This window comes from Bradyrhizobium sp. S3.12.5 (assembly GCF_040548225.1).
Lineage (GTDB): Bacteria > Pseudomonadota > Alphaproteobacteria > Rhizobiales > Xanthobacteraceae > Bradyrhizobium > Bradyrhizobium cytisi.
The window spans coordinates 91,768-116,019 of sequence record NZ_JBEPRF010000020.1; the positions used below are offsets into that span (position 1 = coordinate 91,768).

General features: G+C 60.7%; 17 protein-coding genes. 5 read left to right on the forward strand and 12 right to left on the reverse strand.

Features of this window, described 5'->3' with window-relative positions; translation table 11 throughout:
- Nucleotides 1-80 precede the first annotated feature (80 nt).
- From ABIC09_RS27115 to ABIC09_RS27125, 3 genes are all read right to left on the reverse strand, one after another.
- Nucleotides 81-764 carry a transglutaminase-like cysteine peptidase gene (locus tag ABIC09_RS27115; protein WP_354111165.1) on the reverse strand — a complete coding sequence of 228 codons (684 nt, stop codon included), beginning with the start codon at nucleotides 762-764 and terminating at the stop codon, nucleotides 81-83.
- Between the two features lie 114 nt (nucleotides 765-878).
- Complete coding sequence (locus ABIC09_RS27120; RefSeq protein WP_354111166.1) at nucleotides 879-1,547, reverse strand: hypothetical protein; 669 nt, start codon at nucleotides 1,545-1,547, stop codon at nucleotides 879-881.
- Nucleotides 1,548-1,568: 21 nt separating this feature from the next.
- The gene (locus tag ABIC09_RS27125; RefSeq protein ID WP_354034631.1) at nucleotides 1,569-2,924 is read right to left on the reverse strand and encodes an O-antigen ligase family protein; all 1,356 of its coding nucleotides are present in this window, start codon (nucleotides 2,922-2,924) and stop codon (nucleotides 1,569-1,571) included.
- Nucleotides 2,925-3,295: 371 nt separating this feature from the next.
- Here ABIC09_RS27125 and ABIC09_RS27130 point away from each other — a divergent pair, with 371 nt between their 5' ends.
- Genes ABIC09_RS27130 through ABIC09_RS27145 form a run of 4 tightly spaced genes read left to right on the forward strand, consistent with a single transcriptional unit; the run spans nucleotide 3,296 to nucleotide 8,097 of the window.
- Nucleotides 3,296-4,519: an acyltransferase family protein gene (locus tag ABIC09_RS27130; protein ID WP_354111167.1), complete on the forward strand. Its 1,224-nt coding sequence runs from the start codon at nucleotides 3,296-3,298 to the stop codon at nucleotides 4,517-4,519.
- A gap of 14 nt (nucleotides 4,520-4,533) precedes the next feature.
- Nucleotides 4,534-5,874, forward strand: a complete 1,341-nt coding sequence (locus tag ABIC09_RS27135) for a hypothetical protein (protein ID WP_354034627.1) — start codon at nucleotides 4,534-4,536, stop codon at nucleotides 5,872-5,874.
- Nucleotides 5,875-5,896: 22 nt separating this feature from the next.
- The gene (locus ABIC09_RS27140) at nucleotides 5,897-7,003 is read left to right on the forward strand and encodes an acyltransferase family protein (RefSeq protein WP_354034625.1); all 1,107 of its coding nucleotides are present in this window, start codon (nucleotides 5,897-5,899) and stop codon (nucleotides 7,001-7,003) included.
- Nucleotides 7,000-8,097 carry an acyltransferase family protein gene (locus tag ABIC09_RS27145; protein WP_354111168.1) on the forward strand — a complete coding sequence of 366 codons (1,098 nt, stop codon included), beginning with the start codon at nucleotides 7,000-7,002 and terminating at the stop codon, nucleotides 8,095-8,097. Before ABIC09_RS27140 ends, ABIC09_RS27145 begins: the two co-directional genes overlap by 4 nt.
- Nucleotides 8,098-8,102: 5 nt before the next feature.
- Here the strand turns inward: ABIC09_RS27145 and ABIC09_RS27150 are convergent, their stop codons facing one another.
- From ABIC09_RS27150 to ABIC09_RS27165, 4 genes are all read right to left on the reverse strand, one after another.
- Nucleotides 8,103-9,449 carry an acyltransferase family protein gene (locus tag ABIC09_RS27150; RefSeq protein ID WP_354111169.1) on the reverse strand — a complete coding sequence of 449 codons (1,347 nt, stop codon included), beginning with the start codon at nucleotides 9,447-9,449 and terminating at the stop codon, nucleotides 8,103-8,105.
- A 137-nt stretch (nucleotides 9,450-9,586) separates the two neighbouring features.
- Entirely contained in the window at nucleotides 9,587-10,687 is a 1,101-nt protein-coding gene (locus ABIC09_RS27155) for an acyltransferase family protein (protein WP_354111170.1), read from the reverse strand.
- 189 nt (nucleotides 10,688-10,876) lie between these two features.
- Nucleotides 10,877-15,004: a beta strand repeat-containing protein gene (locus ABIC09_RS27160; protein WP_354111171.1), complete on the reverse strand. Its 4,128-nt coding sequence runs from the start codon at nucleotides 15,002-15,004 to the stop codon at nucleotides 10,877-10,879.
- A 274-nt stretch (nucleotides 15,005-15,278) separates the two neighbouring features.
- Complete coding sequence (locus ABIC09_RS27165) at nucleotides 15,279-16,391, reverse strand: glycosyltransferase (RefSeq protein WP_354111172.1); 1,113 nt, start codon at nucleotides 16,389-16,391, stop codon at nucleotides 15,279-15,281.
- A 246-nt stretch (nucleotides 16,392-16,637) separates the two neighbouring features.
- On the opposite strand from ABIC09_RS27165, the gene ABIC09_RS27170 reads away from it, so the two are divergent.
- Nucleotides 16,638-17,738 carry a glycosyl hydrolase 53 family protein gene (locus ABIC09_RS27170; protein ID WP_354034613.1) on the forward strand — a complete coding sequence of 367 codons (1,101 nt, stop codon included), beginning with the start codon at nucleotides 16,638-16,640 and terminating at the stop codon, nucleotides 17,736-17,738.
- A gap of 61 nt (nucleotides 17,739-17,799) precedes the next feature.
- Here ABIC09_RS27170 and ABIC09_RS27175 read toward each other — a convergent pair whose 3' ends face one another.
- From ABIC09_RS27175 to ABIC09_RS27195, 5 genes are all read right to left on the reverse strand, one after another.
- A complete protein-coding gene (locus ABIC09_RS27175) occupies nucleotides 17,800-18,564 on the reverse strand; it encodes a hypothetical protein (protein WP_354111173.1) in 765 nt (254 codons plus the stop codon).
- A 131-nt stretch (nucleotides 18,565-18,695) separates the two neighbouring features.
- Nucleotides 18,696-20,138: an oligosaccharide flippase family protein gene (locus tag ABIC09_RS27180; protein WP_354034609.1), complete on the reverse strand. Its 1,443-nt coding sequence runs from the start codon at nucleotides 20,136-20,138 to the stop codon at nucleotides 18,696-18,698.
- 182 nt (nucleotides 20,139-20,320) lie between these two features.
- Nucleotides 20,321-21,733, reverse strand: a complete 1,413-nt coding sequence (locus ABIC09_RS27185; RefSeq protein WP_354111174.1) for a hypothetical protein — start codon at nucleotides 21,731-21,733, stop codon at nucleotides 20,321-20,323.
- Nucleotides 21,734-21,736: 3 nt separating this feature from the next.
- Entirely contained in the window at nucleotides 21,737-22,936 is a 1,200-nt protein-coding gene (locus ABIC09_RS27190; protein ID WP_354034605.1) for a glycosyltransferase family 4 protein, read from the reverse strand.
- Nucleotides 22,937-22,987: 51 nt separating this feature from the next.
- Nucleotides 22,988-24,175, reverse strand: a complete 1,188-nt coding sequence (locus ABIC09_RS27195) for a glycosyltransferase family 4 protein (protein ID WP_354034603.1) — start codon at nucleotides 24,173-24,175, stop codon at nucleotides 22,988-22,990.
- Nucleotides 24,176-24,252: the final 77 nt, after the last annotated feature.

A 24,252-nucleotide genomic window follows, 5' to 3' on the forward strand; every position in this document is an offset into this window, starting at 1 on the left:
CAACGCCCGTGGCGAAAGCCACGGGCGTTGATGCACGATGCCCCTTGATTGAGGGAAGTGGGGATTCGACGTGCGGCCGATCAGAGCGACGAACCGGAGAGGGAAGCAAAGCGCTTCTCGCGAAGCTTGCGTCCGTGATCGCCGATGTTCACCCAGAAGCGCGGATTGGTACCGGACTGCATCGAGATCCATTCGTAGCCGAGCGAATTCCAGGGGCGAACGCTCGAGAACAGATTGTCCAGCACCACGTCGCCCTCCGAAAGCCGTGCCACCAGCACCAGGTGACCCTGTCCGCCGTCAATCCGCACAACCGCAAGACGCAGCGCCGCCTGCGGCCATCCCATCGCGATCAATTGGTGTCGCTTGGTGACCGCGTAATCGTTGCAGTCCCCCGCTGACGGCGAGACCGTCCAGTTTGCGGTCACCGGATCCGTCGGCTTGCGCATCGGCGCAATGGATTCGTTGACCGAAAGATTCACCTGACGAAGCATCGCCATGGCGGTGTCGGCAGGCGGCAGTGTGCGCTCGCTGGTATCGGTGCCGCATTCCGCATCGTTCTTCATGCAGAACTTGACGAAGTTCATCGGCGCAAGTGCGTTGTCGAATTCTTCGATGAACGAAGCTCCGGCCGGACGCTGTGCGCTATCCGATTCGGCCTTCGCGGTGCTGCCGGCGCAGGCGATGAGGGCTGCGAGCAACGGCGCGTACAACAGTTTCATGTCATCCCCCGTTATCCGTCTTTCTTGACGCAACAGGTCTCGCACAAAGCTTTTAGAGCGGGGTTCCCCGAACCTCTAAAATTGAATGCAAATGACCGGCCACGTGTGCGCGTGGCCGGCTTGGTTAATTAATAGGCTGAGCTTGGATTCGTTCCAGGGCTAGCGCGACGGGCTAGTGGCCGTGAGGGACGAGGTTCCTGTTGACGCCGCAAACAGCGTCGTCGTCGACTGGGAAACCGGGCCGGCTCCGGTGGAGAACGAAGGTGGCGGAGCCGGGCTGATTGCACCGCCGGCACGCGGTTCCGGAGCAGCCGCCTGTCCACCGCCTGCGGTTGTATCGCCGTTGGCGTCTGCGCCTGTGATGGCCTCGGTCGGGATCTCGCCGGTGATGCTCGTGAAGGACTGGATCAGCCCCGGCTTTTCGGTCTTCAACACGACCGCCTGAATCTCCTGCGCGAACTGTGGCTGCGTCAGCACGCAGACGGCAGCGGCGGTGCCCATTCCGGCGCCAATCGCGCGGCCCTGGTCATCCGAGCTCGACTTGGCGAGCGAGGCCATCCCTTCCAGGCTTTCTGGCCGATTGGTCAGGAGGTCCCGGACCTGGGCGGCGAGGCCGCCCTGACCGTCCTTGAATTGGTCGAGAAGTGCCTCAGGATTACCGAGGAACTGAGTTGCCCGCTCGGAAGTGATCGCGGGATTTGGAACGCAACCGTTCTGTGTTGCAAAAGTAGGCGTCGCTGCTGTCATCGCAAGCAAGGCAGCCCCCAGCCCCACGGATTTACGCATTCGACTCCCCAACCTGCAATCGAGTAAAGTTTGATTCAACATATTGCCAAAGCCGCAATTACGCTACTTTTTTTGCTCGGATGAAGGTCTGCTTTGCGCCAGCCCGCAGCCGGTGATCGCCGCAAAAAAAACGCCGAAACCTGGAATCTGCAACGAGAAATCGATGCTCGTATGCAGGAAGCCAAGCGCCGCCACACTTGCACCGATAATCGGTATGTAGCGGTCACGCCGTCGATGCAAGCTTCCATTTAACAAATGGTAAAGATACCAGAGACATGTGACTATAATCAAGCAGGCCGCAGGAAGGCCGAGCTCGACTGCAAGCTCGAGCGGCGTACTGTGCGCGCGGTCCCATACTCCGAGACTGCCGAGTGAATCCGGCCTGTAGGCGGGAAATGCGCTTTCGAAGTTTCCATAGCCGATCCCAAGCAGCGGATGCTCCTCGATCATGGTCAGTACGGTTCGATACATCGTGAACCGCTGTTCATCCACGAGGCCGTAAGTCAGGATTCGTCCTGCCACTGCGCCGCCGACGAGCTGAAACAGCAACAGCGCCGCCACTGCGATTCCTGCGAGCCAGCCCCAGCGGCGAAGCTTGCCGATGCGCAGCGGTGCGAAGAAGAGGGCGGTCGCCATAAAGACGGTCAGGATCAGCAGCAGAAGCCCCGCGCGAGAGCCTGTCATCGCCGTTGCAACCATGCAGACGACAAAGCCGCCTCCCAGCGCCACGGGGGAGGACGCATAATACGCGATCAGTGCCGTCATTTGTCGCGAAGGCGGTCGATTTGGCCGATCCTGGCGATAGATGAAGCGCAGCAATGGCAGCAGAAAAAGCAGGGCGCAGCTCGCGAAGAAGGTCGCAGCCGTGTTTCTGTTGACGAATGTGCCCGTGACGAAGCCGATATAGGCCTCCTTGCGGCGGAGCAGGAGCGTGGTCGGATCGCCGATCCCCGCGAGGATTCCGTAGAGAGCATAGGCAAACCCCGTCCAGGCGAGGATGCGCAGCAGCTGCCGCGCATCCTCCGCGTCGGTGGCGATGTAGACGGCGCGCGTGAAGGCAAGCACAAGCAACAGCGGGTAGCCGAATGCGAGCCATGGGCCGTTGGCGGTGATCGAGACGCGGCCGGGCAGATCCGCTCCCACTACGCCTCGCGCCACCGCCCATGCCGCATCGACTTCGTGAAGCGGTGAATTCGGCCATAACTGAACCGTGATCACGGCCGCGACGACGACGAGAACGGCGAACAGCGGCAGCAACAGGTAGAAATCATCGAGCGTCGCGCTGCTTAGGTCGGCGGTGGCGAGGCTGAACGCGAGCAGCATCGTCCAGACGCAGATCCAGACCGTCTCGGCGGAGCCGAACGGCAGCGGGGCCAGCACGAACACTCCAATCGCCGCAAACCGCGAAACCTTGTCCAAGATCCAACTCCCGAGGACCGCATCGCGGCTCCGCGTTTCAATTCCCAATCTCGGTGCTCTTTTGCCACATTCGTGCCGAATGAATAGGCTATTTCCGCGGCTTCGCGAGCAAGTGAGACGTACAGCATTAACGCGAACCGTGCGTCGCGCGGGAAGTCCCACGTCTTCCGCTGCTCGCTGCTCATCTTCGATGCAGACAGCTGTTCATCACGCGTCAGGCGAGTCGCCCGCGACAAATTAATTGTCACGCTGTTCATCCGACGGACAAAACTCCTTCATTGGAAATGCATGCGACAACTGCTGGGCCGGACATTGTATTCGCCTCGAATGCCCAGTAGAAATGCTGCACTGCAAAGTGCAAGGGAATTGCCGTGACGGTGACCGTTCATCGCGAGAAAGCGCATGTCCTCACTCTGGACAGCATTCGGGGAATTGCCGCGGTCACCGTGGTGATTCACCATGTGATCCTGATGCCGACCTTCCTTGCGGCATTTCCGAATCGTGCGTGGATCGACTGTGCGTTCTTCCGCAGCGGCGGATTTCTGGTCGACCTGTTTTTCGTACTCAGCGGCATGGTGATGTCGTTGAGCTACGTGCAGTCGGATTTCGGTCATTTTTCCTTGCGCGACTTCATGGTCCGGCGCTTCGCGCGTGTTTATCCGCTGCATGTCGTGATGCTTTTCGTCACGCTTCTGTTTCGGCTGGTCCGCATCGGGCTCGTCATGGCCGGGATTATCGTCGCGGTCCCAACGGTGTTCGAAGTCAACAATGCATATTCGTTCTTCCTGAACGTCTTCCTGCTCCATTCGTTGGGTTTCGTTCACTACTTGAATTGGAATGCGCCGAGTTGGAGCATAAGCGTCGAGTTTTACACCTATCTGGTCTTCGGTGTCGTCGTGCTGATTGCGCAGAGGCTCGGTTCGCTTGGATGGCTGTATGTTTCGGCGTTGCTTCTTGCTGCCGCGAGCTGGTTCACGCTTGCGGTGATCCTCGACAAGCGTGATCTCGGAGCACAGTACGATTTTGGTCTATTGCGCTGCTTTACGAGCTTCTTCCTCGGTGTGCTCGCGGTGAAGATCGTCTCGCTGTTGCCAAGCGCCATCCGTGGCGCCAACGTGTATCTGCTTGGCGCGTTTCAATTGGCGTCGATGGTCGCGACCGTCGCGAATGTCTGGCTTGTGGAGGCCTATCCCTGGATCTCGTTCGCCGCACCTCTGACCTTTGCGGTGTTCCTCGGCTCCCTTCTCGCATTTCCCAATGCTGCCGTTGTGCCCCCAATGCTTGTTGCCAGGCCGCTGGTTTGGCTCGGCGCGCGGTCATATTCGATCTATATGATCCATGCCTTTGTCGTTCTGCTCGCGGAGTATTTCGTCCGGGCGTTGGGAGCTCGGCCGGTGGCGGCTCTTGATGCCGTGTATCCCGGGCTGTCCACGACCCTGAACCTGGTTGTCGTTCTCGCCGCCGTCCTGGTCCTGTCGAATCTGACTTATCTCCACATCGAGCTTCCAGCAGGCAGGTGGACCAGGAACATCCTCGGCAGGATTCCCAAAGTGTCGTCGTCCCGCGCCGTGCCGTCCGCACGGCCATCGAATTAGGGAGTTCGGTGCGGATGATGGCCCACACGGTCGCGCCCCAACACAGGTTAAAGCTTGATTTCGGCTTCAATCTCGAAGCCGTGGCGCTCACGCTCTACATATTCCGCGATGCTTTTGGCGGCGTGGCGCGATATTACACGAGTATTCTTCACGTCGGCGCACTCTGGTTTCTGCCGGATGTTGTTGCGATGCTGTGCATCGGCCTGTTTGTTCAGCGCTGCATTATACGAAACAGAAGTATCGTCGCCGCGCTCGTTCTGCTCCAGATCGTGCTCTCGCTCGGCATCGGGTATTTTTTTCTGGGCACGATCAACGCTCTTTCATCATCCTTCAAGATGATGCTTCCCGTGTTCGTCGGTTTTTCTTTCTGCGACAGCAATTTTGGTTCCTACAAGAAGCTGCTGATGATCTTCACGGGTGTATTCTACGCCTCCATCATTGGCGTGTTCCTGTCCAAATATACGACCATGCCGTGGACCGGCTTCAAATATGAATCGTTCGGCGCGGTTCGAGAGGCGGGGCGGTTGTGGTGGGCCGCCGCGGAGCAGCGTCTCTCGGGCTTTGCAGCCGACAACACGATGGCGGCGTTCTTCATCCTGATTACCTTTGTCGTGACTTCGATCCGGAAAAGCACCTTGTGGTGCCTCATATTCGGTTCGATCGCGGTCTACGCAATCAAGCTGACGACGAGCAAGACAACCATGCTCGTGCTCCTGCTTTACATGGTGCTGCTGTTGGTTGTCCGGAGCCTGCCGGAGCGCATGAAGTTCACAGCGGTGCGGAGGATCGCATTGTGGTCGTTCGCCTCGATTTTCGCACCATTGGTTCTCATCCTGCTTGCCTCGGGTGCGTCGGTTGGCAACAAGGATCTGCTGTTCAGCATGATGGACCGGATCAACAACAGCTGGCAGCTGCCTTTCGTGTACATGAGCGAGCTGATGCCGGTTGGCTTCATCACCGGGTGTGGCGCCGGTTGTTTCAACTACCCGCAGCAATTGTTCTCGAACCTGGTTTCGTATTGGGTGCCGGTCGATAACTTCTATCTCGGTACGTACCTGATGTTCGGGCTGCCGTTCGTCGTCTTCATGTGGATGGTGTTCCGGACGACTTTTCTGGTCACCGATATCTACAAATTGTCCCTGATATTCACGGTCAATCTCTTCACGATCACGGTTCTGAACTATGGTCCCTCGACGGGGCTGTTGATGATCGCGCTGAGCTTCAGTGAGGTGTTCTCACGTCGCGCGTCTGTTGCTCTGCAGGTGCCTTCTCGACGGCCGGATTTGGGACGCGCAAGTCTGTCGGAAGAAGAACGTTCTGCCATCGGAGCGAGCGTGCCGCGGCCCGCTTCGTAGGTCGAGCCAGGGAAGAATTGTGATGCATAAACGATTGGCATTCGTTGACACGCTTCGCGGCATCGCCGTGCTGTCGGTCGTGCTACAGCACGCGCTGGAGCAGATTGTGCTCAACCAGCCGACCGGAAGCTACTATTGGGCGTTTCACTATGCGCTCGGAGAGTATTTCAATTTCGGCCGCTTTGGCGTCGTGCTGTTCTTCTTCGTCAGCGGCTTCGTGATCCCCTACAGCTTTCCGAACAGCGCCGCGCCGGTTCGGGATTTCGCCATCAGTCGCTTCTTCCGCCTTTATCCGGCGTACTGGCTGTCGCTCGTCGTCTTGTTGGTTCTCTCCCCGGTCGTCGAGGGAAAAAGCTTCCCGCTGTCGCACGTCGCGGCCAACGCGACCATGTTTCAGATGTTCATGGGCGTTCCCAACATCCGGATCGCCTATTGGACTCTGGCGGTGGAGCTGATCTTCTACATCACCTGTATTTTCTTGTTCGCGACCGGCTTTCTCACACGCCGCCTGACTGCGTTCCAGATTGTCATCGCGACGTGCGTCGTCGGCATCATCGCTTTCCCGGTCGTCAAGATTCATGCTGCGTGGGGCGTGCTCGAACTAGCCCTTGACTTGACTGCGATGTTCTTCGGCAAGGTGATCCGCGACGCCGTCATGGAAGGCAAGCTCAATTGGCGTCACGTCGGGATCTGCGCCGTCTTGTACGTGATCTTCGCTGCGGGCGTTGCGTACAGGCGTTACGGCGTCGACTACCAGGAGAATTTCTTCTGCGCTTACGGAATGGGGGCCGCCTACATTCTGGCAGCCTTCGTGTTCATTAGCTTCGCAGCTCTTGGCGAAAAGGCTGCTTGGAGCTTCATGTCGTTCGTCGGAACGATCAGTTTTTCGATCTATCTGATGGGATCGATTGCCATGATCGTGATCTTCTACTTCTTTGGCGTCGGCAATGGTCCCTTGCAGTGGCTCCTGTTTACAGGCGCCGTGGTCGCAGCTTCGATCCTCGTCAGCTGGGTGACCTATCTGGCTGTCGAAAAGCCCTGTATCAACTTCGGCCATCGGTTCAGATCGCCTCGGGCCTTTGCTTCCGTTCCGCTCCAGCCCTCCTTGCGAAGCCAGGGGGCAGAGTGACGGCGCCGGCGCACGCGTCGTCCTATGCCGAGGCCGGCGGCGGCTTTGTACCGTCCGTTCAGGGGCTTCGCGGCGTCGCCGCGTTGAGCGTCCTGATCGACCATTTTTGCGACATGCCGAAGGGAGGCGTCTACGACATCCCCGATCCCGGTTTTCTGCCGCCGATCTGGCCGTGGCTGCAATCGGTGATCAACTCCGGCGGGCATGGTGTCGAGCTGTTCTTCATGATCAGCGGCTTTCTGATCCCCGCCAGTCTGGTGCGGCACGGGTCAATCGGAAAGTTCATGTATGATCGCATCCTGCGCATCATGCCGGTGTTCGTCGTGCTGCATTTGGCTTTGTTCGTGGCCGGCCCCATCGTTGGATACAAGTTCTTCCGGGGCATCGATCTGCCGACCTACCTCCAGGTGTTCTTCGCCAACCTGTTCTTCGTGCAGGACGCGATCGGGCTTCCGATCGCCCAGCAAAACGCCTGGACGCTGACCTACGAATGGGCCTTCTATTTCCTGTTCGCGTTGTGCTTCGGTGCCGTGGTACGGCTGAAGAGCTGGTGGCTTGCGGCGCCACTGATCCTTCTCGGGTTCCTCTGCATCCTGCAATGGCCGATTACCGCCTTCTTCGTGATTGGCATGCTGTTCAGCGCGAGCAATTTGCGCTTTCGGATTACGGGGGCAGTGGGCGTCATGGTCGGGCTCACTTGTTTTGCCGCCATGTATGCCGCACTCGACGTGCTGCATCCGTTTGCTGCGCTGATCCCGGGCTTTCTGCTGTTCGGAATGGTGCTGGCGACGGGATCGGGGATGGCCGGCTTGTTGAGTTTGGCGCCGCTGCAATATATGGGCAAGATCAGCTACAGCCTCTATCTCGTTCACCCCTTCGTGCTGTTTCCGTTGCAGGTCATCGGATTGAAGCTGGTCGATCGCGGCGTCGATCGCTGGCTACTGTGGAGCGGGTTCGTGATTTTCGGGCTCGCGCTCGCCTTGATCGCGAGCGCGCTCAGCTACGAGATCATTGAAGTACGTTTGCGCCGGATCATCGACGGGACGTTCCGGCACATCTTCGCGCGGAAAATGGCCCAGAGCCCGGCGGCCTGATCGCGTTAGGCCGGCCTCTGGTAGAACCGGCGCAGCCGCAGCGCCGGCTTTTCGATGAAGTTCCAGGAGAAAGCCGCAAAGCCGAGCGTCAGCACGATGACAATCGGCAGGATCATCGTCAGCGAGAGGCGGTGATCTGGCCCCAGCACGCGCTGGAAGATGTCGATCGTCGCCTGCGTGATCGGGAAACCGTAGAGGTAGATGCCGTAGGAGAGATCCTGGCTGAACAATCGATCGAATGCCTTGAAGCTCTGCATGCCGATATAGACCGTGCAATAGGTCAGGAAGATCCCGGCAAGCGGCAGCAGGACGTTGAGCCACATGATCGCCGCGTAGCAGAGCGCCGACGCCGCAAAGATCGCCCAGTGGATCGGCACGTATTTCGCGTGCAGGCGGAACACCATGCCGAAGAAGAACATGAAGACGAGGTACCAGCCGGCCAACCTCGTCGAATCGGACCTGACGTTGAAGGTCGCGGAATCGACGAAGTAAGCGACCAGCTCGGCGAGGAGCGCTGCGCCCACCAGAAGCGTGATCCAGCGGATCTTTCGCGCCTCACCGGAGATCATGCGCGCAAGCAGGAGCGCGAAGGCGAAGACGTAGCACCAGAGCTCCCAGGGCAGGGTCCAGAGATTGGCATTGACCATCTCCGGCCAGGGATTGTGCAGGAACAGGCCCGGCAGCTCGAACGTGACGTGACCGACGATGTTGCCGAAATAGCGGTAGAACTGGTACTCGGACAGATATTGCGACAGCGGCAATTGCGTCAGCAGCGGTCCGACCACGAGCGCGCAGAGCGTCACCTCGACGCTGAGCGCCGGGATGATCCGCAACACGCGGTTGACGAAGAACGTCTTGAGATCCGGGTTCTTGATGGCGCTGCCGGTGACCAGGAAGCCGCTCAGCGCGAAGAACATCCCGACGAGCGCGATCAGCCCGGGTCGGAGCAGTTCCTGGACGATCTCGGACGCATGGAGGTGGCTGAAGGACAGCGCGGTCAGTCCTCCCATCTTGTCAAAGGCGGCGGCGCCGGGATCCCTGAGAACGTAGACGGCCATTCCCGGTTCATCGAGCTTTTTGACGAAGGCGGCCCCGGCGAACAGGCCGGCGACAGCGACTCTGCAATGATGCGACAGGATGACCAGCGACAGCAGGTGCCGCATCATGTTGAAGCCCGGTCCGAGACCCTTGTTCCTCGCCAGAATGCTTTCCGCGGTCTCCTGCCGCGCCAGGCCAGTCTGGATGGTGTCCGGCAGCCGCCAGAGGCGCGTCGGAGCGGCGGGGCGCTCGCGGCCGAGTGCGCCCGGCAACGAAACGGTCGCGAGCTCTGCGTCTCGATCCGGTTGCGACATTCTCGTCAGCCTTTCGTGCGCCTGTTTTGGCGGCATCAGCGGATGCCACGGAGTTGAAGCCAATTCATGGCCGCGAGCCCGCCTTGGCATAGGCTTGGCATAGCATCGAATTGCGGCGTTCGCCCGATCGATCGCCGCTATGCGATAATCGAACGGCGGCGTCCGAGCCTGCGGCAATAGGCAATGAGCGGTTGCTCGACATACCAATGAATCAGGATCCCGGCGAGGACCGATGCGACCACGGCTGTCATGACGAACAGCGCGGACGGCAATGGATTGCGGAGACGCGCGGATATCTGAATCAGCACGACCGCGGTCGCGGCGTGGGTGAGATAGATTGAATAGGAGGCGTCGCCGAGCAGCATGCCGAGGGAATGCAGCGGCCCCGGCTTCTCGGTCGAGACGACGCCCAGCCAGACGACGATTGTCGCGAACAGCGTCCACCACAGGGCGCGGAGGCCGTTGTCTTCCGACAGTGTCGCCCCGACAAGAGCGGTTGCCAGGATGGTCGCAGCGAGTGTGAGCAGGAACGCCGCCGGGAATCGACTTTGCACGAGGGGATTCCCCTTCAGCCACAGCAGACCCAGCGCAAACCCCATGCCGAACTGGAGGTTTGGCATCATGATGTTGCCGTAACCAACCACGGTCGCAAGCGCGAGCCCCGAACTCTCCGGCTGCAGCAGTTCCGGCCACGCCAGCAGGTGAGACGCCGCGTGCCACGCCAGCGGCGCAAGGAACCAGGCGGCGAGCACATATGAAAGAGGGCGCGGCCGCAACATGGTGATCGCGAACAGGATGTAGAAAATGAACTCATGCCTGAGCGTCCAGACCACGTGGGGCCGCAGCTCTCCGATCGGCCACAGCGCCATGGCTCGCAGGCCGGGCAGAAGATCGATCCTTGCCGTGCCGGCCACCGACAGCAGGTTGTATCCGATCACGCAGACCCACATGAAGGGAATGATGCGCACGAAGCGCCGGACGAAGAATTCCGCGCGCGTGTTGCGGATCGGGCCGAATGAAACAATCGTGATGATAAAGCCGCTGATGACGAAGAAGATCGCGACGCCGAACAGGCCGGTTTCGGCGAGCGCAAACGGGCTCTCGCCGTAAGACGGCGGCAGGCTGACCAGCCAGTTGACGTGCCAGATCACCACCAGAATGGCTGCAAAACCGCGCAGGTATTGAATTCCCGGTACGATCCCGCCCTTGGGGGAGCGTGCACCCTCGATGTCGGTCAATGTCGCCTCAATGCCGCGCTGGTGCTCGATTTTACCGATCGCATCCGCGATCGGTCAAATCCTGATTTTTGGCGCGATGATGATGGATGAGGCAATGCTGCAGCGATAAGGCGGCCACATGCGGGCGTGCCGCCGATCCCGGGTTGCGTGCGGCGAGGCCGAGGCCCGCCGCACGCAATTCCGGCTCGCTCAGACGAACAGGAAGTCGTTGCTGGTCACGTTCGCGGCGACGACGCTCTTCAGCAGGATGGTGTCGTTCGCGGTGACGTGGATCACGGTATCGGCACCGGACTGGCTGAGCTGGAGATGGCTGTAGTCTGTGGCCATCAGCTTGGCGATCGCGACCGTGTCGTGACCGGTTGCCGAACCGGCGTGGAAGCCGTTCACCGTGTCGTTGCCGCCGCTGAACGAGATCGTGGTCGATCCGACGCCGGCCGCAGCAAAGGTGTCGTTTCCGGCGCTGCCGGCAAGCGTGATGCCCGCGACCTTGGCCGACGAATTGTGCGTGCCGTCCGAGTTCAGGATGTCGACATAGGCCAAATTGCCAGCCGTGTTGTAGGAGTCGTGCTCCGTGTTGGTCGCGTTGAAGTAGAAATTGTCGTGCGACCCGTCGGCGTTGTTGACGTACATCTTTGCCTTGACGCCGTCCGTGTAAACGGTCGTCGCGTTCGAGCCGTCGGTGTTCTGGACGTAGTCGCTGGCAATCTTGCCGCTCGAATAGGTCTGGGTATCCTTCGAGCCGTCGGCATTGGTGATGTAGACCGACGTCTTCACGCCGCTGCTGAAGTTGGTCGTCGTGGTATTGCCGGACGCCTTCGCCACCGTCTGGGTCACGCTGCCGGTCGTATCGTAGGTGGACGACAGGGTCGAGCCGTCGGTGTAGTTCTGCACCTCGGTCGCCTTGTGACCGGTCGAGTCGTACAGATCCGTCGTGATGCTGCCGTCCGAATTGACGACCTTGGTGTATTGCAGGGTGCCGTCGGCGTGCAGGTCGGTGATCGACGTGATGGTGCCGTCCGCCTTGCTCTGCTGGATCTCGGTCGTGTAGGCCTTGCCGGTCACATTGTAAGCAGTGTTGGTGTGCGTGCCGTCGGCATGGGTTTCGTAGGTCGCGGTCTTGACGTCGTTGCTGTAGACCGTCGTCGACGAAGAGCCGTCGGTCTTCTGGATCAGCGTGCTGGTCAGGTGGCCGGATGTGTAGAGATCGGACTCCTTCGAGCCGTCGGCGTTGGTGATGTAGACCGACGTCTTGACGCCGCTGCTGTAGTTGGTCGTCGTGGCGTTGCCGCTGTCCTTCGCCACCGTCTGCGTGACGTTTCCTGCGGTATCGTAGGTGGACGTCAGCGTCGAGCCGTCAGTGCTGTTCAGGACCTCGGTCGTCTTGTGACCGGCACTGTCATACTGGTCGGTGGTAACGCTGCCGTCGGAGTTGACGACCTTGCTGTACTGCAGGGTGCCGTCTGCGTGGAGGTCGGTGATCGCCGTGATGGTGCCGTCGGCCTTGATCTTCTGAATCTCGGTCGTATAGGCCTGGCCGGTGATGTTGTAGAAGGTGTTGGTGTGGGTGCCGTCGGCGTTGGTGACATACACCTTCGATTTCACGCCGCTGGCGAACACCGTCATGGTCGACGACCCGTCGGTCTTCTGAACGAGATCGCTGGCGATCGCGCCGGCAGCGAACAGCTTGGTTTCCTTGGTGCCGTCGGCGCTGGTGATGTAGATCGAGGTCTGGACGCCGGCGCTGAGGTTCGTGGTCGTGGTGGTGCCGTCGGTTGCCTTGGACACGGTCTGTGTTGCGACGCCTGAAGTATTGTAGGTCGTCGTGAGGCTCGATCCGTCAGCGTAGTTGCGCACCTCCGTGATCTTCTGGCCGGCGGTGTTGTAGAGGCCGGTGGTGGCGCTGCCGTCCGCGTTCAGGACCTTGGTATACTGCGTCGTGCCGTCGGCGTGCAGCTGAGTGAGAGCGGTCACCGTTCCGTCGGCCTTGGTGGTCTGGATCTGCGTCGTGTAGGCTTGGCCGGTGATGTTGTAGAATGTGTTGGTATGGGTGCCGTCGGCGTTGGTGACATACACCTTGGATTTGACGCCGTTGGCATAGACCGTCGTCGTCGACGATCCGTCAGTATTCTGGACGAAATCGCTTGCGATCACGCCGGCCGCGAACAGCTTGGTTTCCTTGGTGCCGTCGGCGTTGGTAATGTAGATCGACGTCTGCACGCCGGCGCTAAGGTTGGTCGTGGTCGTGGCGCCGTTGGCAGCCTTGGCGATGGTCTGGGTCACGACGCCCGAGGTGTTGTAGTTCGTCGTCAGGCTCGAGCCGTCGGCATAGTTGCGTACTTCCGACGTCTGCTGGCCGGCGGCGTTGTAGAGGCCGGTGGTGGTGCTGCCGTCGGCGTTGACCACCTTCGTGTACTGGGTCGTACCGTCGGCGTGCAGGTCGGTGATCGACGTGACCGTTCCGTCGGCCTTTGTCGTCAGAATCTGGGTTGCGTAGGCCTGGCCGGTGACGCCGTAGAACGTGTTGGTGTGCGTTCCGTCGGCATTGGTCACATAGACCTTGGATTTCAATCCATTAGCGTAAATGGTGGTCGTGACTGTCTTGTCGGAGCCGACAACCGTTTCGCTCGAGATGCTGCCGTCCGAATTGTAGTTGATGGTCTGCTTCGCGCCGTTTGCGCTGACGATCGCTTCCTGCGTCTTGACGCCGGCCGCGTACAGGATCGTGTCGCTGCTCCCGTCAACGTTGACGAGCGATTTGCTGGTGATGACGCCGTTAGAGAAGTTCGACGTCTGCGTCCCCGTCTGCGTGCCGGCTGCATTGAAGAACTTCGTCTCACTCCAGGCCGTCGTGGAGGTTGTGACGGAGAACGAGTAGCCGCCCTGGATCGCCGCGAGCGCGTTTCCGTAGTGCGAGATGATGTAGTTCATCGTCGACACCGACGCGACGGCGAGCACGTGGGTGTCCGTCAGCGTGATCGACTGCAGGGTCGTGGATGCGGAGAGATCGGCGAGCTCCGCGACAATCGTGGCGGCCGTGCCGGTGACGTCGGCGGCCTGGGAAGGATTCGACGCCGATCGAGCCACGCCGTCGATCTCGATGATGATGGGATGGTCGCTCACTGGAATCGTGAATGAGCTGACATTGGTGAAGGTCTCGATCGGGTCGGTTCCGCCGGTCGGATCGTAGACCTTGATGGACTGGTGCACGCCGTCGAGCTGAACCGTGACGGTCTGGCTCGGATTGCTGATCTCGGTCTTGGTGTACGGATCCCAGACCTTCGGCTCGGCCCAGACGACCAGATCGTAGGCGCCGTTGCTCTTGCCGAGCACCAGGCTGTTGCCGGACTCCGGCATGTTGCTGAGCGTATAGTTCAGCGGGCTCGTCGGCTGGCCGCTGCCGGTTCCGTCGTCGTTGAGGATCGTCGTCAGGTTATGGACCGCGGTGGCAGCCAGCTTGGGCGTGCCGTCGTCATAGAACAGTCCGAAATGGCTCTGCGGATCGGTATTGCTGCTCGACGAATTGCGGTCGAGCAGTTCGTAGAGATAAGTCGTGCCGACACCGTCCTTGAAGGCGTCCATCAAGGTGTTGAGGATCGACTTCGCCTGAACCGACTCGTTCACGCCGAGATACGGCGTGGTGCTCAACGTGGAGTAGCCGGTTTCCGTGATCACCGAGGGATCGCCGGGAGACACGGAGCTCGCGAGATTCAACGCCGCTGCCAGTGCAACCCCCGGCGTGGTGCCGGTGCTGACATAGGCGTGTGAGTTGGCGTAGTCCGAGGACGAGCCGAGATTGCCGAGCTTGGCGAAATCGTTGGGGTCGTCGTAGGCGAGGGTCAGATTGTAGACCGGAAGCTTCGAAAGGTTCGCGTCGGCCTTGATCGCGGTGTAGAGTGCCTGCTGAAATTGCGCGGCCGCCTGGATGGTCGAGCTGCCGTTGTAGCTGAACGCCTGAAGATTTGCTTCGTTCAGCCCTTCGAGCGCGATGACGCTGCCCGGGTGTGCCGCCTCGAACGCGTCGAGCGCGTTGATATATTGCTGCAGGCCGGCTGCGCCCGCTGCCGGGACCGACGATGAAACGCCGAGATCGAACTTGTATCCAGCGTTCGCCAAACCGTCGAGCACCGGCTGCGCTCCCGGGATATTCGTCAAGCTGTCACGAAGCGTGGTGACGCCGAGATATTTGAGGTCGGCTTCGACGAGTGCGAGATTGTTGTAGCTGCCCCACGCATATGAGACGTGCGTGTTGACGCCGATTGAACTTGTGAATGCGCTTGCCGAGAGAACAGTTTGATCGCTGCTGGTGATGGTCGTCATGAGTCACTCTGGTGATGCACGCTGTGTTGCTTCATGCGTAGCGGCAGAGTTTGTCAGTGACGTTAGAAAGAAGGCTAAAGATGTAGGTATCCGCGGCTTTTCGCGGGACGAACTGCAAGTATTTTCAGCACATTGCGCGACACTGCTTGTTCCGCACGGGAACTCGCCGCGATTGCCCAATTGCGATTCACTATTGGCCCGTTGTTCTACGGAATGTTCCATGAGAGCGACGTGAATCGAATCGTTTGCGCAAACGAAAATGATTCGTCGCGCGCTAACGCGCGGACGTGGTGCTCGATGGTGATGCGCCGGGCAATTGATACTCGGTCCGCCAACCGAGTCGCTGGGCATCGCCGTCGGCGATGGCTTCGAGCAGCGGACGAAGCGCCTTTCTGGCGGCATTAAGATTTCGATAAGCCAGGATGGCCTCGATCGCGAGCAGGCCGACGTAGCTCGTTCGGTTGATACGATAGACAATCGGGGAGGTCGTATACCGTTTCTCAATCAAGATCCGGTTCCGGCAGGCATAATAGAGCCGCCACGCCGGCGCGTCGGGGCTGACGAGCGCGCTTCGCGCGCTGGTGCTCGGCTTCGTGTCCCAGGATTCTTCCGCGTCGTTGATGCAACCGACATCGGTCAGATAGATGGCAACGCCGGCGTCCATCAGGCGCAGCGAGTAGTCGTGGTCGTCACTATAGAGGACGAACTCCTTGTTCGGAGGCGAGACCTTCCGAACCGCGGCAATCGGCAGCAGGAGCCCGCCATACGGAGCGGTCTCGATCCGGCGCAGATGAAACCCTCCGTAATTCTCCGGAACTCGCCGCGCGGAACGCGCCAACCGCCGCCACAGTTTCGACGGAAGCGAGGCGAGATGAAAGTTCAGGAACGAGTTGGCGCGGATGGCCACGGCATTCTGATCGGCGAGTAACGTCGGATAGATGCCCCGATGCCTGCGCAATGCGCACAGCCCGATATCGTCCGTCGCGCCGAGTGCCGTATGCAGCGCGAGCAAGCGGTCCAGGAAGCCGTCCTCGCCGACATTATCGTCGTCCAGAATGAGGACGAACCCCAAATCGTCGTCATCGAGCCGCTGGGCCGCGGTGATGCCGGCGTGGAAGCCGCCGGCCGATCCCAGATTTGAGGCGAGCCTGATGACATCGACGGGGGGCATGGTTGCGAAATCGTCAAGCATCACCGGTCGGTTGCATCCATTGTCGACCACGATCACACGTTTGACCGCGGGGCTGGCCTGAACGGCAGCAACTGTCCGCCGCACCAGCTGCTCGCGTCGCCCGTAAGTCACGATCACACATGCGACCGAGCGCCCCGCTTCGGTCGAGCGATTGAGGACGATCTGTGGCTTCGATTCGAGGGGAGCGTTCGACAATTTACTCTCGCTTGGCGTTAAGTCGTTCCATCCGGGCGACATTATAGATACTCAGTCGAATTGGAACGGCAATTCCTCCGGCAATTTTCGCCACAAAAGCGTGCAAACGTGTCGTTCGCTCCGGCAGCGGCGGCGCTTTGCCGGTGAGAGTCTATTGTGATCATATTGTGAAGGTCGGTCGCGCAGATGCAGGTGATGATGGATCGGAAACGGATGCATGCAGTTTCTCGGGCGCACGGAGGCGCAATGTTCCTGGCAATGAAGAGAGTGGTTCTGGCCGCGCTGTTGCTGGCACTCGGTCTGGTGGCATCCGTCGAGAATGCCGGTGCAGGTCCGCTCACCTGGGGGGTCGATGGCCCGGACGGACGGCGCGCAGACCTGAAGGCGATCTTCGAGGTCATGCGAGCCCGCGGGCTCACGCAGTACAGGGTCAGTGCAAATCTCGCGCGGGACACCGATCCCTACGAGGTCCAGATGTACCGGGACATGCTGGCGCTGGCCAAGACCTACGGCATCACGCTCAAGCCGATATTGGCGACCCCGTTTGCCTGGGGGGATCGCACCGATGGCGGCAAGTATCCGGCCGGCGACTGGAATGCGCTGTATCAGCAGGCCTATTCGAGAACCTACACTTTCGTGATCAATTTCAAGGATCAGATCAAGGACTGGGAGATGGGCAACGAGATCAACCTTCTGGCGCTGGATCCCGCCGGCAAGAAGCTCTACGGCCGCGGCTGGACCGCCGAGGAATTCGACATGCCGGTCATGAATGACTGGGTCGCGATCCTCAAAGGCATGTCGGATGCGATCGACAAGATCAATCGCGAGCACGGGCTGCATTTGCGGCGCGTGCTCAACACCACCTCGACGATGTTCGGCTTCCTCGATTTCATGGCGTCGAAGGGTGTCGGATTCGACGTCATCTCCTACCACTATTATGAATCCCTGAATCAGAATCCAAACCGCGCCTGGGGCGGCAGCAGGCAGCCCTACAATCTGTTCAAGAAGCTCGCGACGTATGGCAAGCCGGTCGTCTTCAATGAGGTCAATTGCGCGGAGATCTACAAGCCGGCCTATGAGAACGAAGCCGGCAAACCCCTCACCGAGGCGTGCTACAAGAGCCTGCACGCCACGTTGAGCTTCATCGCCAATCAGGTCGATGCCAACGTCGAGAGCGTGCTGATCTACGAGTTGTTCGATGAGCCGAAGAAGGCGCCGCCGGAAAACCGCTTCGGCCTGATGTACGACCTCAACACACCGAAGGTCCCGCTCTATATGCTGTCACGGTTTGCAGGAAAGAACCTGGCGCCGCACGAGGCGGAGGAGCTGACCAAGCGAGGAATGTAGGCGCGGCAAGAGCCGCACCCAAGAGCCGCGTCCAAGAGCCGCGTCAATAGCAACATTCGGCCTAGATCCAGAGCCACGGGCAAACGGTGTCCAGTGCGACCCGGATGTAGAACTTCCAGATGTTGTCGGTTGCATATCCCTTGTTGTCGAGGCCGCGGATGCCGCTGACGAGCGGCACCGTCCGGAACCGTGGAACGAATTTTGACGTTTTCGGCGCCGCCTCGAAATCGTCGCGCAGCGCCTTTTCGGGAAACGCGGCAGCGGGAGAGTCCTCGTAGAGCTTGCATCTGCCCTGGAGATATTGGCGATAACCCGCAGTGGTCCACGCCATCATGTACATGTCGACCACCCTCTTGGGGTAGTTCCGCATGTTGCAGTAGAAAGCGAACCCTTTCGGGGTCTTCCGGATCAGCTTGGCGAGATTCAGGACGATGTAGCGGCCGGTGACCTTCCAGATCGGGGTGTTGGCATCGCATTCCCTGATGAAGCGCGAATTCGCCATCGCGTGGTCGAGCAGGAACAGCTCGCCGTAGCCGCGGCCGTACATCTGGGGATAGTCGAGCCCCGGAAAGGAAATGAACTCGATCTTGTCGGCGATGTTCAACTGCTCGGCGATGGCCTGGAGACTGGACAAGTCGGATTCCGAGTTCTCGACGAAGACGATCTGGTCGATGCACTGGCCGACCAGCCGGCCGTAGAACCAGAGCGCATCCTCATAGTCCTTGCGGCGGAGGGCGGGATCTTTCCGGCCGAGGCTTCGCACGTCGGCTTTCGGCGTGATGGTCGCCGTCATGATCAGGATATTCATGGGTCCTTTCGATGTCATCTCATCAATCCCTCGCGGTCCGGCGCGAGACGTTGCGGCAATGCTGTCGATGGCTCGTCGAAGTCTTGCAGGTTTGTCCGATGGTGTGAAGGGTTCCAGGCCGTTCGCGCGCGCGGCCATCGAGCGGATGGCTAGATGGCAGCGACGCGCTCCTTGTTCAGTTCGAGATCGCGCAGGCCGAGCAGGCTTCGTGCCAGCTGGCGATGAAACAGCAGGTAGCTGATCGCGATCGTCAGGACGTATGCGGTCGTGCCAAGCAGCCAGGCTGACTTCGGCGTGGCGGCCATCTCCATGACGCGATTTGCGGCAACGAGGCCGAGCGTCGTGGCGACCGTTGCGGGCGCGAGCGCCTTGACCAGATCGAGCACCGGCAGCCTGGTTTCCCAGCAGGTGATCAGCATCGTGGCGACGGACACGATGAGCGTCACCACAAGATAGATCTTGATGATCCCGATGAGCCCAAATCTCAGGCCGATGACGAACGCCACGATGGTCGAGATGCTGTTCGCGGTCGAAACCCAGAATTGCAGCTGAGCCTTGCCCCGCGACAGCAGCATGGCGCCGCTATAAGCAGTGATCGACTGCGCTGCGCCGGCAATCGACATCAGCCCGACCAGCGGAATGATGCCGGTCCACTTGGCCGGAAAGAACGCGGTGAAAAGATAGTCGGCGCCGAACGTGAGATAGAGCATGCCGGGAAAGACCGCGGCGGCCGTCAGCGACAGCACGCCGCAAATGATCTCGTTGCGTTCCTGCAGCGATCCTTTTGCGGCCTGGCGGCTGAGTGTCGCCATGAGCACGCCGCTGCCAGGCCAGGTGATCACCATCAGCGGAAGGATCATGATCTGGTAAGCCAGACCGTACAGACCGACGGCGGCCGCGCCCACGGCACCGCCGATCAGGACGTTGCCAACCGCGCGACCGGCAAAGTTGAGAAGATTGCTCGCCAGCACCCAGCCGCCGAAGGTCAGGATCGAGCGCACGCGGCCCCATTGAAAGTTGAGCTGTACATCCTTTCGCGCGATGATGGCGAAGGCCGCGGCGCGAACGATCTGGACGACGACATAGTAGGCGACCAGCGCCCAGACGCCCCAGCCCAGGAAGGCGCCCAGAACGCATGTGAGCACCGACACGATGACGGCGATGATCTCGACGCTCGCCACGACCTGGTAGCGCAGGTGCCGTTCGAGCACGGCACGCGGGCCGAGAGCGGCAATGGAGAGCACCACCGAAATCGACAGCGTGGCGAGAACGCTTCCCAATCCCTCCATCTCGAGACCGGCAGCGAGAGGCGCGGAGATGACCGCCAGGATCACGGCGCAGAGCAAGCCGATGGCGCAGATCAGCGTGATCGCGGCACCCGCGTCGTCCCGATCCAGCGTCGGCCGCTGCACCATGGCGCTCGACATGCCCAGATCGGTTAACAGCGCGATGAATCCGACGAACGGCAGTGAAAAGGTGACGAGACCGAATTCGGCCGGTGCCGCGAAATACGTCATCATGACGGTCATCGCGAACTGCAGGCCGGATTTGAGAACGTTCATGCCGGACATCGACAGCAGATTTTTCAGCATTACGTCGATCTCCGGGCGCCACGGGATGACGCCCACTCAGGTTCCATACGGCCCAGCCCTGCACCCGCGCGTTTATCTCGCACATGCACAACTGGCAAGACAAGCAATCGGGCAGCAGGCATTGCCAAGTTGTTGGGCAGGCCATTTTTCATTCTGGGCAGCATCGCGGCGTCACGCCGTCGTTACACATCCGATCGGGATGCGCCGGCAGCCTCGAGGAAGCGCCCCTTCCACGCGAGGAGTGCGACGATGGCGGTTGCGGCCGCAATCTTCGCAACCAGCGCAATCGCGGACGCCGAGGGCACGGCCGAAAATGCGCCGATGAAGGCGGCGCCTGCGATGGATGTCGCCAGCAGCCCCCATCGCGGCGCTGCGCCGAACCGCACCATTGGTCCCGCCGCGAGCACGGTGACGATCGCAGTTGCGACGATCGCACCGACCAGGACATAGGTCGGCGCTCCTGTGATCGCCTGCGTCGGCACCGCCACCGCCAGGACGAGCAACAATTGGCACAGGGCGACGACGACGAGGCGCGTGGCGGACTTCGTCAAATGGGGTGCGATCGCGAGCGTGGATTGCAGATGGCAGTGCATGAAATAGAAGCCGGCTGCGGCCGCCGAGGTCTGGAGAAAGCTTGCCAGGATGGGCGCGGGGACGAACAATTGTCCCGCGTCCGGCAGAAAGCCGATTAGGCCTCCAAGCATCACCAACGTGGCGCAGATGATGAAATCGAGCAGATGCGCGACGGCCGCGCGGGAGTCGCCGGCACTGCCGCGTTCGTATTGATGGACGACTTCGGGATAGTTGACGGTGTGGATGGCCGCGACCAGCACTGCAAACGGCCGCTGCAGCAGGTCGATCGCCATCGAGAAGCCCGCGGTGACCGCGGGAGCGCTCGCACCCAGCGCTGAAACGACGACGAAGCGTATCGAGACCGGGACGGAGAGGTGGAGCACCGAGGCGCCGGCGGCGAGCATCCCGTAGCGAGCGAAGCCGCTCCAATCCTCCAGCAGGGCCGGACGCGTCACTTTCTGAAGTTTGTGGGGATGCAGCAACTGCCCGGCGATCAGGCTGGCGATTTGGGCGCCCAGCATGCCGAGCAGCGCCGCGTGCGCCGTGCCGTGGAGCCACGCGCCGGCCGTCGCGCCGCCCACCATCAGCGTGGCTCTCAGAATGAGGAGAAACGCGGCTGCGCCAAGCCGGTGCGAGACGCGGACGACCATGAAGTGGAGATCGGTCGCGCCCTGGGCTACGGCCAGCGCAAGGCCGACCAAGCCTATGCTCGTGGCGATCGGAGTCGCGATCGAAACGGCGAGGCCCCCGATCGCCAGAAGTGCGAGCGCGCTGGCGAGCGCGGCGCCGAACAGGGAATATCTCAGTCGCGCGGCGTCGTCCTGCATGGCGGCGGCCAGAAAGCGCACGCCGGCCAATTGCAGCCATTCGAACATCAGCACGCTGAGCAGCTGACTGGAGGCGAGCGTGAGGGAGAAATTGGCGTAAGCGAGCGGCGAGAGGATACGGCCGAGCAGAAAGATGAGGATGATCGCCGCCGCACTCTGGTAGACGACCCCGACAAGCGCGAACAGACGGGTCATGGGCTATTGCTTGTGCCGGCTCAGGAGCTCGAAGGCGTCGCGATATTCGGCGATGACGTCGGTGAATGTCCGATGGTCGTTCTTCTCGGCGAGCTCGTCGACCATCGCCGCCAGCTCCTCGGGATTCGACATGATGCGCAGAATGCTGTCCGCGAGCGACTTCGGGTCGGGCGCGGTCAACCAGCCGACGGCACCGCGCCTCACGGCCTCGGGAATCCCCCCGAATTGCGTCCCGAGGAAAGGCTTTCGCGCCGCTTGGGCGTCGGCGACGACGAGCGGACCCGGCTCCTCCCAGATCGGCGGAATCACGACGACGTCGATCTGGCTGTAGAACGTCTCGGGCTCGACGAAGCCGAGAAATTCGATGCTCGCCTTCGGCGCCAAGGTCCTGAGCTCGTCCTGCATCTCCGCCTCTGCGACACCCGCGATGACAAGGCGCACCCGGTCATGGGGAAGATAGGCCAACGCCTTGACGAGATTGTAGATGCCTTTTTCTTCGGTCACACGGCCGATGAATCCGAGGGTCAGGACGGGACCCGCGGAATACTTCGAAGGCGCGGAGACCGGTACCGTCGATGCGTGGGGGATGATCTTGCGCAGCTGCGTATCGGCGAACAGGCCCGCCTCCAGATGGATGTCGAGGATGCGCTGGCTCACGCCGACGACGCCGCGCAGATATCTGGTTGCGCTTCGGCGGTTGATGGTCAGCAGCCTGCAGCTCATGCAGGTATGCTCGCAGGCCTTCCCCTTCGAGAAGCGCGAGCACCGCGGGCAGGTGAGGTAGTAGTCGTGCAATGTGTGGAGCACCGGCACATTGAGCTCGGCCGCCGTCTTCCATACCGCCGTGGTGAGGCCCGAGAGGTTGTTCGAGTGCAGCACGTCGGGCTTGAATGCCTTGATCCTGTCGGCAACAAGTTCGGCGCTTTGACGCCAGTCCTCCGTCGCGTGCCACAATCCGCGCGCAGGCGCGCTTCGCTGTCCGGTGAAGGGCCGGTAGATGTTCTTGACCGGCGCCGAGTACACGTCGATGCCGTTGCTTGTCTCCATCGCCTGCTCAGGAAGCGAGGCGGCGCGAACGACTTCGACTTCATCGCCATTCTTCAGAAGGCCGTCGGCAACGCGGCGCACGAATATCTCGGCCCCGCCGACCACCTTCGGTGCGCCCGGTGTCGGGTACAGTGACGATGTGATCAATATCCTCATGGGAAGGATCTCATCCAATAATCATCTGTGAACGAACCCCGAGAGCCCTTCTCATCTTTCTCCATCGGTGTTCGAGCTGCCTTCTAAATAGACGTCGAGATATTGTCCGGTGACAGCTTCCGGTGTGAAGCTGTCTGCAAAGTCAGGCCGAGGCGGAAAAGTCTGCTTCCATTTCGGCGCTTCGCTGATGGCCTGCTTCATCAGTTCGGCGAGCTTGTGGAAGTCACTTGGCTCGTACGAGCCGAGTGTCGTCGAGAAATGAGAGATTTCTGGTATTCCGCCGGCGGTAGAGCAAATGGTCGCACGTCCGGCATTGATGCTTTCTATCAGTGTACGCGGCAACGGCTCCGGCCAAACCGAGCTAATTAGGCAAACATCCACGGCGGAGTAAAATTCCGCGGACCTTACGAAGCCAAGCCATTTGATCCTCGGATTATCATACCGTCCCTTCAGCTCTCTCACGTAAGCTTCAAGGCCCTTTCCGGCGATTTTGAGTTGCCAGCCCGAATCGGGGAGCAGGGAGACTGCTTTAAGGACGACATCGATGCCTTTTTCGGGCTCAATCCGGCCGATAAAGCCGAAACTCAGGTCGGCGTCCGGAGACGGCGGGGCAAGTCCCGCGCTGGCGTCCGCGATATTGTAGATCACCTTGTGAGGTACGCCTGGGAAGAAGCCGGGTTTCAGGTGCCGCTCCAGCACATACTGGCTGTTGGAGACCACCGCATCAACCATGCGCGAGGCGTAGAGATATGGCATGGTCATCGTCTTGCATGCCAGGCAGCGCTGCTTGCACGTGTCGCCCTTGCTGAACAGCGTCGACCGTTTGCAGATGAGCGAGTAGTCGCGCAGCGTATGGACGACGCGGATGTTGCGGCGCTTGGCCTCCGCCCACAGCGACACGGAGAATCCGGTCAGATTGTTGGTGTGGACGACGTCCGGCTTCTCGGTGTCGAGGATCGCGCCAAAGCGCTTGGCTGCACGCCTGTTCCAGGTATCCCGCAGATGCCATCGCAGTCGGTCGAGCCGCGGCGGCTTCCGCGTCTGTCCGAACGGCCAGTATGTATTGTCGATCTGCACCCGGTAGGTGCGGATGCCGTTGCGATCCCCGACCGACACGTCGCCCGCCTGCTGCAGGCAGACGACGGCGACCTGGTGGCCGTTGCGCATGAAGGCTTCTGCGAGCAGCGATACCGATACCTCGGCTCCACCCATGATGTCGGGAGGATAGAGGGTGTTCACGATAAGTATCTTCAACGATCGCCTCATGCGTTGATCGTAGATGGGAGCGCACCTCGCTTGCCACGCAATAGCTGGCT

Excerpts from the sequence above, each read along its gene's own strand:
- ABIC09_RS27190 (WP_354034605.1), bottom strand. The coding sequence starts at position 22,936 with ATGAGGATATTGATCACATCGTCACTGTACCCGACACCGGGCGCACCG.
- ABIC09_RS27170 (WP_354034613.1), top strand. The coding sequence starts at position 16,638 with ATGTTCCTGGCAATGAAGAGAGTGGTTCTGGCCGCGCTGTTGCTGGCA.
- ABIC09_RS27180 (WP_354034609.1), bottom strand. The coding sequence starts at position 20,138 with ATGCTGAAAAATCTGCTGTCGATGTCCGGCATGAACGTTCTCAAATCC.
- ABIC09_RS27185 (WP_354111174.1), bottom strand. The coding sequence starts at position 21,733 with ATGACCCGTCTGTTCGCGCTTGTCGGGGTCGTCTACCAGAGTGCGGCG.
- ABIC09_RS27150 (WP_354111169.1), bottom strand. The coding sequence starts at position 9,449 with ATGTCGCAACCGGATCGAGACGCAGAGCTCGCGACCGTTTCGTTGCCG.
- ABIC09_RS27135 (WP_354034627.1), top strand. The coding sequence starts at position 4,534 with ATGATGGCCCACACGGTCGCGCCCCAACACAGGTTAAAGCTTGATTTC.
- ABIC09_RS27175 (WP_354111173.1), bottom strand. The coding sequence starts at position 18,564 with ATGACATCGAAAGGACCCATGAATATCCTGATCATGACGGCGACCATC.
- ABIC09_RS27140 (WP_354034625.1), top strand. The coding sequence starts at position 5,897 with ATGCATAAACGATTGGCATTCGTTGACACGCTTCGCGGCATCGCCGTG.
- ABIC09_RS27160 (WP_354111171.1), bottom strand. The coding sequence starts at position 15,004 with ATGACGACCATCACCAGCAGCGATCAAACTGTTCTCTCGGCAAGCGCA.
- ABIC09_RS27120 (WP_354111166.1), bottom strand. The coding sequence starts at position 1,547 with ATGTTGAATCAAACTTTACTCGATTGCAGGTTGGGGAGTCGAATGCGT.